At 58.9% G+C, this 12,127-nt stretch carries 6 protein-coding genes and 3 tRNA genes; 6 read left to right on the forward strand and 3 right to left on the reverse strand.

Going from position 1 to position 12,127, the window contains the following annotated elements; translation table 11 throughout:
- Positions 1-84: 84 nt before the first annotated feature.
- The 4 genes from ACQE3D_RS15855 to ACQE3D_RS15870 all read left to right on the forward strand — a co-directional run bounded on the left by ACQE3D_RS15855 (position 85) and on the right by ACQE3D_RS15870 (position 1,013).
- Entirely contained in the window at positions 85-627 is a 543-nt protein-coding gene (locus ACQE3D_RS15855) for a hypothetical protein (protein WP_071155652.1), read from the forward strand.
- A 50-nt stretch (positions 628-677) separates the two neighbouring features.
- Positions 678-753 (forward strand) — tRNA-Gly (locus tag ACQE3D_RS15860).
- 47 nt (positions 754-800) lie between these two features.
- A tRNA-Cys gene (locus tag ACQE3D_RS15865) sits at positions 801-874 on the forward strand.
- Between the two features lie 63 nt (positions 875-937).
- A tRNA-Gly gene (locus ACQE3D_RS15870) sits at positions 938-1,013 on the forward strand.
- Positions 1,014-1,394: 381 nt separating this feature from the next.
- Here ACQE3D_RS15870 and ACQE3D_RS15875 read toward each other — a convergent pair.
- The 3 genes from ACQE3D_RS15875 to ACQE3D_RS15885 form a co-directional block, all read right to left on the reverse strand.
- Positions 1,395-5,300, reverse strand: coding sequence for an FAD/FMN-binding oxidoreductase (locus ACQE3D_RS15875; protein WP_313729774.1), 3,906 nt, complete (start codon positions 5,298-5,300; stop codon positions 1,395-1,397).
- A gap of 120 nt (positions 5,301-5,420) precedes the next feature.
- Complete coding sequence (locus ACQE3D_RS15880) at positions 5,421-6,629, reverse strand: autotransporter outer membrane beta-barrel domain-containing protein (RefSeq protein ID WP_313729773.1); 1,209 nt, start codon at positions 6,627-6,629, stop codon at positions 5,421-5,423.
- Positions 6,630-6,746: 117 nt separating this feature from the next.
- A complete protein-coding gene (locus ACQE3D_RS15885; RefSeq protein WP_281020862.1) occupies positions 6,747-8,537 on the reverse strand; it encodes a serine/threonine-protein kinase in 1,791 nt (596 codons plus the stop codon).
- A gap of 77 nt (positions 8,538-8,614) precedes the next feature.
- Here ACQE3D_RS15885 and ACQE3D_RS15890 point away from each other — a divergent pair, with 77 nt between their 5' ends.
- The gene (locus ACQE3D_RS15890) at positions 8,615-9,466 is read left to right on the forward strand and encodes an alpha/beta fold hydrolase (protein ID WP_281020863.1); all 852 of its coding nucleotides are present in this window, start codon (positions 8,615-8,617) and stop codon (positions 9,464-9,466) included.
- Positions 9,467-9,529: 63 nt separating this feature from the next.
- Positions 9,530-11,755, forward strand: coding sequence for a caspase family protein (locus ACQE3D_RS15895; RefSeq protein WP_281020864.1), 2,226 nt, complete (start codon positions 9,530-9,532; stop codon positions 11,753-11,755).
- The last annotated feature ends 372 nt before the right edge of the window (positions 11,756-12,127 follow it).

Raw genomic sequence — 12,127 nt, forward strand, 5'->3', positions numbered from 1 at the left:
AAACGAATGCTTGAAATGTTTGGTCAGCATGGTAACTTTAGCGGCCCGTCCCATAATAATAACTAGCTTAAGAGGAAACATCGCATGAGCCTTGAAGAAAACACCAACGACACAGAGAACAGCAGCCCTGCCGAGGAACCCAATCAACCGGCATCAGTTGCGGAACCTGCCGCGGCCCCTGTCGAAGCCGGAGCGGCTAACGCTTTGGCGACCATATTGGCCCTGAAGGAATCCAATCCGAAAGTATTTTACGGCGGCGTCGGCGGCGTGGCCTTGCTGTTGCTCTTGATGATCTTTAGCGGTGGATCGAACCCCAAATTGCCCGTTCATCAGCAAAAACCGCTGGTCGTTGGACAAAGTTACGTTCTGAAAAGCCCGAATACTTACGATCCGAATGCCACGGTCAGACTGGTTGGCGTCCCTGGCTCGTTGGCGGCTTACGACGATACCGAGGAAAACGACCGCGACGGCGCATGCAAACATATGCCGATGAATTCGCCGGTCAAGTTGTTACAAATCCAGAACGATACCACCGACAAAAACCTGGTTTGGGCCGAAGTCGAAATTACCGCCAGCGGCGAATGCCAAGGCCGTCGCGCCTGGACTTCCGGCATCAACCTGCAATAACTGTTGACTTAAAAAATTTACACCCTATAATACGCCGGATCGGAAACAAAGCGGGAATAGCTCAGTTGGTAGAGCACAACCTTGCCAAGGTTGGGGTCGCGAGTTCGAGTCTCGTTTCCCGCTCCAAATTTTAAAGCCGCGCCGCTACGCGGCTTTTTTGTTGGACCTTAAACGGCTGCGTAGCAAAGTGGTTATGCAGCGGCCTGCAAAGCCGTATACACCGGTTCGATTCCGGTCGCAGCCTCCATAGGTATTGGACCGATGTCGATATCAAACCGACATTTTCCCAAACGGGCAATGTCATCTTCAAGCGGGAATAGCTCAGTTGGTAGAGCACAACCTTGCCAAGGTTGGGGTCGCGAGTTCGAGTCTCGTTTCCCGCTCCAAATCGTCCATTTCTTCGTCACTCTTATCGCATCCGAGCCGCTCGTACAGGCTGGATTCAGCGACATATCGGATTGAGCCAAACCCGCCGCGAGCGAATCAGTATTTGGAGCAGGGCGGAACCCGCCTCGGAAGCCAGAACTCAAACCCCTTCGTTCGAGTACACACCCTATATAAACCGCCTGCAACGCCGTCACTTGGCGACCGAAAAATCTCCGGTCTTGAGCGAACAGTTCTTTTCAAGACCGACAGTAGTTTTACGTTGAAAGCCGTTGGGCAAAGTACGGAAACACTGGTGTCGGAATATCTTAGGCGCGACTGAAGCCGCCGCCAAGCCCGCCGATTATATTCTCCAAAGCAAAAAATCACTTCCGCTTGTTGGACTAAAGCAGCACCCGCTCCACGCCGCCGCTGCCGGCCTTGGTCAAATAGTCGGCCATCCAATTTTCGCCCAACACATGCTTGGCAATTTCGACGACGATGTAATCGACTTCCAGTTGCTCGACGTCGTCTTGATAACGCTGCAATCCTTGCATGCAGGACGGACAGGAGGTCAACATTCGCACCGGACCATCGTAACCGTCGGCGCGCAGCTTGGCGGCGTCGTTCTGCAACTCCTCGGCCTTGCGATAGCGGACCTGCGTCGAGATGTCCGGCCGCGCCACCGCCAAAGTACCGGATTCGCCGCAACACCGGTCGGACTTGCCGACCGGCGCGCCCAGTAAGCCGCTGACGACTTTCAGCGGCTCTTGCTGCTTAAACGGACTGTGACAAGGATCGTGATACAGATAACGAGCACCGTCGACCCCGTCCAACCTAACGCCCTTTTCTAACAAATATTCGTGAATATCCAATAGCCGGCAGCCCGGAAAAATTTTTTCGAACTCGTAATCGACCAACTGATCCAGGCAAGTGCCGCAACTGACGATCACGGTCTTGATGTCCAGATAGTTCAAGGTATTCGCCACCCGATGAAACAACACTCGGTTATCGGTGGTGATTTTTTCGGCCTTGTCGAACTGACCCGCCGCGCGCTGCGGGTAACCGCAACACAAATAACCGGGCGGTAAAACGGTTTGCACGCCGACCTCGTAAAGCATCGCCTGGGTCGCCAGACCAACTTGCGAGAACAAGCGCTCGGAGCCGCAACCGGGAAAATAAAACACCGACTCGGAATCCGAACGGGTCTTGGCATGATCGCGAATAATCGGCACGATTTGATTATCCTCGATGTCCAGCAAGGCCCTGGCCGTCTTGTTCGGCAGCTTGGCCGGCATCTTCCGATTCATGAAATGAATGACTTGCTCGCGCACGTCCGGCTTGCCCACCGACGCCGGCGGCTGGCGGTTCTGCGCCCTGCCCCACGGTGCCAGCATCGCCGTTCCCAAGCGCTGCGCCTTGTACCCCCAATCCACCATCGCCGCGCGCAGCGCCTTCACGGTACCCGGACTGGTCGTATTCAAAAACGCCATCGCCAGCGCCTTGCCCGGATTGAAACTCTGCTTGCCCATTTTATGCAGCAAATTGCGCATATTCATCGACACCTCGCCGAAATCGATATCGACCGGACAAGGGTTGAAACATTTATGGCACACCGTGCAGTGTTCGCCGACGTCCTCGAATTCCTTCCAATGCGTAATCGAAATACCGCGCCGGGTTTGCTCCTCGTACAAGAACGCCTCGATCAACAGCGACGTCGCCAAAATCTTGTTGCGCGGCGAATAGAGCAGATTGGCGCGCGGCACGTGAGTCGCGCAGACCGGCTTGCACTTACCGCAACGCAGGCAATCCTTGACCGAATCGGAAATCGCGCCGATGTCGCTCTGCTGCATGATCAGCGACTCGAATCCCATCAAACTGAAGGATGTGGTGTAAGCCGAGCTCAGATCGCCGCCCGGCATCAACTTGCCGCGATTGAAGCGCCCTTCCGGATCGACCTGGTTTTTATAGCGGTGAAACTCGGCGAGTTCAGTCGCATCGAGAAATTCGTACTTGGTAATACCGATACCGTGCTCGCCGGAAATCGCCCCGCCCAGCGAACGGGCCAGCGCCATGATTCTGGCGACCGCGGCGTTGGCTTCTTGCAGCATTTGGTAGTGATCGGAGTTGACCGGCAGATTGGTATGCACATTGCCGTCGCCAGCGTGCATGTGTAGAGCCACGAACACTCGACCACGTAGAATCTCCTTGTGCGTGGCCTCGATCCGTTCGACGACCGGCCGAAAATTATCGCCATCGAAGATCTCCCGCAAGCGCGGCAACAGCTCTGTCTTCCAGGAAATCCGTAGCGAGTAGTCCTGAACCCGGTGAAATAAGGTCGGCTCCGTGGCTCTATTGGTCAACGGACCGGCGCCGATGCCGTAACGTTCGAATTCGGCCTCGGCCCGCGCCAGCGGCAAATCCAGATGATCGAACAACCACTGCCAGCGCTCGCGCACCGCCGCGACGGTTTCCAACGCCAGCGCCCGGCGGTCGCCGATCAACTCGCTTTTATCGACGCTGTCTTCATAAGCGCGCAACGGCAAATCGCCGCGCAACAAATCGCTCAACGCATCGCATAGCCGCAGTTTATTGCTCAGCGACAATTCGATGTTGATGCGTTCGATGCCATCGCAATAATCGCCCATGCGCGGCAACGGTATCACCACGTCTTCGTTGATTTTGAAGGCATTGGTATGGCGGGCGATCGCCGCCGTTCTAGCCCTGTCCAGCCAAAACTTGGCGCGGGTTTCCGGACTGACCGCGATAAAACCTTCCGCGCCGCGCGCATTGCACAAGCGGACCACTTCGGACGCGGCCAGCGCGACTTGCTGTTCGTCGTCGCCGACAATGTCGCCGATCAATACCATTTTCGGCCGGCCGTGGCGCTTGGCCTTGGTGGCGTAACCGACCGCCTTGACGTAGCGCTCGTCCAGGTGCTCCAAGCCGGCCAGCATCACCCGCGCCGGACCGTCTTTCGGCAACCCGGCCAGATAATCGCGAATTTCGACGATGGACGGCACCGCCTCGCGCACTTGCCCGAAAAACTCCAGACAGAAGGTGCGCGCGTACGGCGGCATTTCATGCAGCACCCAGCGCGCCGAAGTAATAATGCCGTCGCAACCCTCTTTCTGTATCCCCGGCAAACCGCCAAGAAACTTGTCGGTCACATCCTTGCCCAAGCCGACCTTGCGAAACAACGCACCAGGCAGATCCAGGCGTTCTTCGCTTAGCAGATTGCGACGGCTGCTGTCGTAGCGCTTTAAGTTAAAACTGACCTGTTCCTGCTCGTGGATCTTGCCCAGATTGTGATTGAGCCGCTCGACTTCCAGCCAATTGCCGTCCGGCGTCACCATCCGCCACGACGCCAGATTGTCCAGCGCGGTCCCCCAAAGCACCGCTTTCTTACCGCCGGCATTCATCGCGATATTGCCGCCCACGCAAGACGCATCGGCCGAGGTTGGATCGCAGGCGAACACCAATCCCGAGCGCTCGGCGGCTTCCATGACCCGGCGCGTCACGACGCCAGCACCGGTGAAAATCGTCGCGTACGGATTCTCCACGCCCGGCAGGCGGGTTTCGCGCTCGACCGCCGTCATTTCCAGCAGTTTTTCGGTATTGATGATCGCCGAAAACGGCGTCAGCGGTACCGCGCCGCCGGTATAGCCGGTGCCGCCGCCGCGCGGAATAATGGTCAAACCCAGTTCGATGCAGCCGCGCACCAAATGGCCGATCTCGTCCTCGCTGGACGGATACAACACGACGAAGGGATATTCGACCCGCCAGTCGGTGGCGTCGGTGACGTGGCTAACGCGGGCGAAACCGTCGAAGCAAATGTTGTCCTTGCGCGTGTATTGAGTCAGCAAACTCAATACGCTACGCCGTAATTGGCCGGCTTGCTCGAAATGCGCCTCGAAATCGGCGACGGCTTGCTGAACGGCCGCAATCAACTGACCGACGCGTTCGGCCCGATCGGAATCGTCGGCAATTTCCGCTTGTCGCGTCTCCATTTGCCGCAACCGGTGACGCAACGCGTCGAGCAAGGCCCGGCGCCGGTCGCGATTGTTCAGCAAATCGTCTTCCAGATAGGGATTGCGGCGCACCGCCCAAATATCGCCCAACACTTCGTAAAGCATGCGCGCCGAGCGACCGGTGATTTGTTCGCCGCGCAGCGAATCCAACACCCACCAGATGTCCTCGCCGAGCAGACGGATGACGATTTCCCGATCGGAAAACGAAGTGTAGTTATAGGGGATTTCCCGCACGCGCGCCGGCGCGGTGTGGTCGCTTAGGAAGGATGAATTGGCCACTGGACTCGCCGAACTGAAAGTCATGATGGCCGGGATTCTAACATGGCGAGGCATTGAGCCCCATCGAAAAACGCCAGCCGCGCCAGGCGGCGCGGACGGCGTTTGGCGGACGCAATCGGCTTAAAACTCCATCCGGCCGCCCAGCATGAAGCGGTTGCTGTCGATATGCCGGTAGCCTTGCAGGGTTTCGTAGGATAAAAACGCCGACACGCCGCCCGGCAACACGCTGGACACTTCCGCGCCGAAGGTATAGTAATCGCGACTCGGCGCGTCGTTGACCAACGTAAAGGTGCTGCCGCTACCATCCGCGACAAAGCTACCGGTGACTTGGCGGCGGCCGTCCATGAATTGATGGTGCCATTCGCCGCGCAACTGCGGAATCACTACCCCCCACGGCACACTGACCGAATACGCGGTCTGCACGCCGACCGTCGAAATCAGCGATTGAATATTTTGCTTGCCGAAACGCACCGCGCCGGGACTGCCGGTCTCGCTATAGCGGTCGATATCCAGACCGGTATATTCGCCGCGCGCATAAGGCGCTACCGTCAAGGCCTTGAAATTGAAGTCGTAGCCGCCGCCCAGGCTGAAAGCATACTGATCGGCGCTCGGCGCCGCGCTGGCAATCGACGAAGTTCCGCCCAACTTGATGTTGCGGCTGGTTTCGAAATCGACGCCGCCGTATGACGCGGTACCCTCGACGTGCAACGCATCGGTAATGAAGTAACTGCTATAGAGCGTGCCGATGTAGTTGTCGCTCAAAGTCTCGCCGCGGCCGCTGTTAAACGTGGCATTGCCGCGCTTGTAATTGAAGGCGGCGCCGGCGGACCAGCGGTCGCTGATACGGTAATCGGCGCCGGCCATGAAATTATGATTGTCGAATTTAAAGCCGCCCAAATTCAAGGCCGTGTTGTCGTGCAAACCGAAGCTACTGTCGACCTTGCCCCAAAACGACAGTTTCGAGAAATCGCCGTCGCCGGCCCCGCCGCCCAAATTGATTTTGCCGGATTGTCCGAACGGCAAGCTATTCTTGCCGCCGTTGACCCGCGTCGCGATACTGCCCATGCCGAACACCTGATCCGGCGTCAGACTCTTTAAGTCCGAGATGCTCTCGATATTACACGCGGATGGCGCGTTGGATTCCTGCTGATTGTAAAAATTCGAGCATTTGGAAATGGCGTTATCCACCGAGCTCTGGTTTTCGTTGAAGCTGGCCGGCGTCGCCCGCGCGGTAGACATCACCGCTCCGCACAGAGCCAGCGCGACGCCCACGCCGATCCGGCTCGCCGTCGGCGATATTGACGTAACGGTATTTTGCTTATTCTTCATAGTATGTCTCCTCTAAGTCGATGCGGGCATCTTACATGCCAAATCTATTTCGACAAAATTTAAGAATGTAATTAATCATCTTGAATTATAAGCCAAAATAAGAATCACGCAGATTCACTAACTCCGCAATTTGTCTTGCAAGCTCAGCAAGCCCTTGTGACCGGGATTGACCTCCAACCCTTCGCCGACTTTTTTCAAAGCCTCGGCGCGCTGGCCTTTTTCGTAAAGCTCCCAGGCTTGCTGCTCCAACAAATCGGCAATTTTATTGATGCCGTCGACGGCTACCTGATTGTAGGGGTCGATTTTCAAGATTTCCTGATAGGCCCACCAGGCGTTGCTGCCGGTCGGTGCGGTTAGATAGCCGACATCCAAATGAATCGCCGCCAATTCCTGTAAATCCTGGATTTTCTGTACTTCTTCCGGCGTCAAGGCCTTGATCGCAACCTGAGGCACGGTTTCGCCGGGCGGATGCGCCAAACGCCAGTAAATGCTGAATCCGCCGGACAGCGCCACCAGCACCGCCGCGCCCCACAACGCGAAGAAGGCCGCCGAACGCGGCGCCAACGCCGCCAAAAACTCGCGTATCGTCGCGGTGCGTTTGTCCTGACGCAAGGCCAAGGCCTTTTGCAAGCCTTTCCACTGCCGCCGACCCAGCTTGGGAATGGCCTTGGGCTGCAAATTGACTTCCAGTACTTTCTCCGCCGACAGTTTGCCGAACGGGTGTTTGCCGGTCAGCAGCTCGTAACTGATACAGGCCAGCGCGTAAATGTCGTCGCGCGGGTCCGGATCGCGGTTTTGCAATTGCTCCAAACTGGCGTAAGCCGGCGTCAGCGCGCCCAAGTCGCGGGCATTGAACACGGTCGCGTCCTCGCCGCCGGCTTCGGAACGGCCGATCGCGCAGGCGATACCGAAGTCCAACACCCGAATTTCGCCGTCGTCGCCCAGAAACACGTTACCAGGCTTGAAATCGGAATGAACGATCTTCTTCTTGTGCGCGTAACCCAGCGCTTCGGCCATCGCGTGAATGATCGGCCAAGCTTTCTTGAAGGGCAAACCGCTATCGACATGATCCCTGATCAAATGGCTGAGCGGCCGGCCTTGCAGATATTCCATCGTCATAAACACGTGGCCGGCGTCGTCGCGGTCGAAGTCGTAGACTTTAATGATATTCGGATGAGCTAGGGTCTGAGCACGCTTGGTCTCGCGCTGCAAGGCCACCAAGGCCATCGGGTTGAACTGAAAATCCCGGTTCAGCACCTTTAGCGCGACAAAGGGATCCTTATCGGCCGCCTCGACCTTGCGCAGGTCGGTGGCCTTGAATACCATCCCCATCCCGCCGACGCCCAGCAGTTCCTCGAGCACGAAACGTTTCTTGACGGTATCGCCGACCACCAGATCGGTGCGCGGCAAATTGGGGTCCAGACCTTGCAGCAAGGACTCGGTATTCAAGGTCGGCGTCTTGGTGGTCGAAGCCGGCGCGGCTTCCGGCACCACGGTCTCGCCAACTCGAGTCGCGTCGGCGGTCGCCGCCGGGTTCAGAATTTCGGTGGCGTCCCCGTCGCCGGCCGCTGTTGCCACCCACGTCGGGTCGTCGCCCGCCTCCGGTTTTTTGGCTTGGGCGAGTTTCCGGCCATCCGCCGGCATCGCCACCAAGGTTGCATCGTCGGCCGCGGTCGGCGGCGTACTCGTGCTCTCGGCCAATCGGGTCCGGTCATCCCAAATGCCGACAAGTAGTCGGTAGGTCGCGCCTTCGAGTTCACCCTCGGCTAGCGCTTGCTCCAGGCTCAGCCGGGCGGCGGCCAAATCCGCTTCCGGTCCGGCGTTTAAGGCCTCGGCCGCCGCCAGCAATTGCGCTAAGCTGATTTGCGATTGCCGAAAGGCGGTGAATGCGTTATCAAAGGCAGACATGACAGTATGCAAAGTTTAAAGACGATGATGGATTTTAGCCTGTTTGGCTCAGGCCGTCGGCAAACCGGCGACCGCCGATGCCGATAAACCTTGCGCCATTCCGCCGAGCTTGCGCGATTAGGCGGCGGCTGGCGGCACTGCTGTTGACGGTCGTCACGGCCGCTTGCGCCTCGCCCACCGCCAAGCTCCAAAATCAAGCCCGCCAATTCGGCTTAACCGCCGAAACCGTGATCGCCAACGGCTTCCGGCTCGATACCTTTTCCCGGCCCGGCTCGACGGCATCGGAACCACTGCACGTTTACCTGGAAGGCGACGGCCGACCCTATGAAGCCGGCATCCTACCCAGCGCCGATCCCACCACCCGCGCCTCGGTGGTATTGCCGTTACAGGCGCTCGATTCGGCCCCCAGCCTGTATCTCGCCCGCCCTTGCTACAACGGCCATGCCGCCGATCCCGGCTGCGCGCCGCCGCTGTGGACCGACGCCCGTTACGGCGAGATCGTGGTGCAAACTCTCGCGGACGCCTTGCGCGACTATACCGAACGGCGCGGTTTCAAAAAACTTCTACTGATCGGCCATAGCGGCGGCGGCAGCTTGGCGCTGCTATTAGCCGAACGCCTCCCGCAAACGCTGGGCGTCGTCACGGTCGCCGGTAACTACGACATCGACGCCTGGACCGATCTGCACCATTACCAAGCCTTGACAGCTTCGCTGAACCCGGCGCGGCGGCCGGCCAGCGGCTTGCCGGAATGGCATTTTCTGGGCGCCGCCGACCAAAACATTCCGCCCGCGCTAGTCCAAACGGCCTTACGCCGACGTCCGAACGCCCGCGTCGAGATCGTCGATGCCGGGCACGCCCAAGGCTGGCCCGGACTTTGGCCCGGCATACTCCGGAAAATCGCCGACGATTTGGCCGCCGGCGGCCGTTGATTTGCAGCGCGGGGGTTTTCTGCTATGGTTCCCGCACCGTCCCCACACCCGATAGGTGTCCGCATGAAAGCATCGCATCTTCGTCACCGCGGCTTGGCCCTGGCCATCGCCGGCATTCTGCTCGGCGCCTGCGCCCGCGACGTCAGCCAGGAAGAAATGGCCAAGGCGACCGAAGGCTACATCGTCGCCGACACCAACAAACTCCTGGTCGTGGACTGCCTACTGCCCGGCCAAGTCCGCAAACTCGGCGCCGAAATGACCTATCTGTCCGCCCGCCGGCCGGTCCGCACCACCGCCGCCGATTGCGAAGTGCGCGGCGGCGAGTATGTGGCTTACGACCGCGCCAACTACGCCAGCGCGTTGAAAATCTGGCTGCCCAAGGCCCAGGAAGGCGATGCCGCCGCCCAATTGACGGTCGGCGAGATCTTCGAAAAGGGCTTGGGCACCACGGCCGATTATAAGGCGGCCGCCCAGTGGTATGAAAAAGCCGCCGCCCAGGGCAATTTTCAGGCGCAACTGAATCTCGGCCATTTGTACGAGAAAGGCTTAGGCGTCCCCCAGGACAAGGATGCGGCATTGCGCTGGTACCGCAAGTCGGCGGGCCTCGATCAAACCGACATCCAGTTCGCCCCGGCGGTCGATGCCAAGGAACTGGAAACCCTGCGCGGCGAAGTCGCCGAATCGCGCAAGGAAGCCGAGGCATTGCGAAGCCAGTTGCAGGACATCCGCCAGCAGGCGCTGGACCAGCAAGACAGCCTGCGCAAGGCCCAATCCGAACTGGAAACGCTACGCCATAAGCTACAACAGCAAAAAGCCGCGCCGTCCGGCGGCGACACCTCGGCGCTGGAACGGCAGTTGCGCGATAAAGAAGCCCAATTGAAGGAACAGCAAGCGCGACTCGGCACGCTGACCGAAACACTGAAGCAGGAACGCCAACGCCAAAAATCGGACGATGCCCCCCGGAGCGGCAAAACACCGGAGGTCATCAAGACCAACGATGTCGAAAATCGATTGAACGAAAAGATCGAAGCCTATCAAAAACAATCGGCCGAATTGACCGCCTGGCTGACCTCGCCGGACAAACTGGACCGCGCGCGCATCGACGCCCGCAAACAGGCGCTGCAACAACAAGCCAAGGACATCGCCGAACTGAAACAACAATTGGAACAGCAAAAGTCCACGCTGCTGGCCTCCGGCTCCGGACCGAACATCGAGTTGATCGAACCGGCCGTCACCGTGACGCGGGGCATTCCGGCGATCCAATTCAGTAGCGGCGAACGCAGCAAGCGCCTGGTCGGCCGCATCGACGCCATCAAGGGCTTGAGCAAACTGATGCTGAACGACAAAGCCATCAAGGTGGATAGCGACGGCCGCTTCGAAACCGACGTCAGCCTGCAAGGCGACGAAACCCTGGTGCAAATCGTCGCCACCGACAAACGCAACCAAAGCAGCAACCTGAATCTACGCCTGCTGGCCGGCGACAATCAGGCCCAAACCAGTTATCCGAGCAGCAACGCCAACGAAATCAAGCGGCCCGGCGACATTCAGTTCGGCAAGTTTTACGCGCTGATCATCGGCAACAACGATTACGGCGCCTATTCCCCACTAAAAACTCCGATCGCCGACGCCAAGAGCGTCGAACTGCTGTTACGCGAGCGCTACGGCTTTAAAACCAAATTGCTGATCAACGCCAATCGCCACGCGATCATGTCGGCGTTCAACGAACTCAATCAAAAGCTCACCGACCAGGACAATCTGCTGATTTATTACGCCGGCCACGGCGAAATCGACGCCAAAAGCCAGACCGCCTATTGGCTGCCGGTCGACGCCGAAGTCGGCAACAGCGCCAACTGGATTTCCAGCCAAAGCATCACCGAATTCATCGGCATCATGCCCGCCAAGCACATCATGGTCGTCGCCGATTCGTGCTACTCCGGCGCCTTGACCGGCTCGGCGATCGCCAAATTGCCGGACGGCATGGACGAAGCCAAGCGCGAACGCTGGCTGAAAGCGATGAACGCCCGCAAAGCCCGTACCGTACTGACCTCCGGCGGCGTCAAACCGGTGATGGATCAAGGTGGCGGCGATCATTCGGTATTCGCCAACGCCTTCTTGAAAGTGCTGCGCGGCAACAAGCGCATCATCGAGGATTACGACATCTTTCGCGACGTCGCCAACCAAGTTCGCACCTCGGCCTCGCGCGGCGGTTTCGAACAAACGCCGCAATACGCCCCGCTGCAACACGCCGGTCACGAAGGTAGCCCGTTCTTTTTCGTACCGGAGGCTTGAGGCCGGACCGCCTTCCATTGCCGGGGCGACGCGGCGGTTCACCGCTGGCTGAGCGAAGTCGAAGCCAGCCATTTCGCTTCGACTCCGCTCAGCGAACGACATAGCTAATATCGAGGTGTTTATCCCCCGCTCCGTCGGGAGAGCAAACGCCGCAATACGCCCCGCTGCAACACGCCGGTCACGAAGGTAGCCCGTTCTTTTTCGTACCGGAGGCTTGCGGCCGGACCGCCTTCCATTGCCGGGGCGACGCGGCGGTTCACCGCTGGCTGAGCGGAGTCGAAGCCAGCTTTTCGCTTCGACTCCGCTCAGCGAACGACATAGCCAATATCGAAGTGTTAATCCCCCGCTACGTCGGGAGAGCAAACGCCGCAA

The sequence above is a fragment of the Methylomonas sp. MS20 genome, assembly GCF_050275925.1.
Lineage (GTDB): Bacteria > Pseudomonadota > Gammaproteobacteria > Methylococcales > Methylomonadaceae > Methylomonas > Methylomonas koyamae_A.

Coding starts and splice junctions, on each gene's coding strand:
- ACQE3D_RS15880 (WP_313729773.1), bottom strand. CDS start 6,629: ATGAAGAATAAGCAAAATACCGTTACGTCAATATCGCCGACGGCGAGC.
- ACQE3D_RS15885 (WP_281020862.1), bottom strand. CDS start 8,537: ATGTCTGCCTTTGATAACGCATTCACCGCCTTTCGGCAATCGCAAATC.
- ACQE3D_RS15890 (WP_281020863.1), top strand. CDS start 8,615: ATGCCGATAAACCTTGCGCCATTCCGCCGAGCTTGCGCGATTAGGCGG.
- ACQE3D_RS15855 (WP_071155652.1), top strand. CDS start 85: ATGAGCCTTGAAGAAAACACCAACGACACAGAGAACAGCAGCCCTGCC.
- ACQE3D_RS15895 (WP_281020864.1), top strand. CDS start 9,530: ATGAAAGCATCGCATCTTCGTCACCGCGGCTTGGCCCTGGCCATCGCC.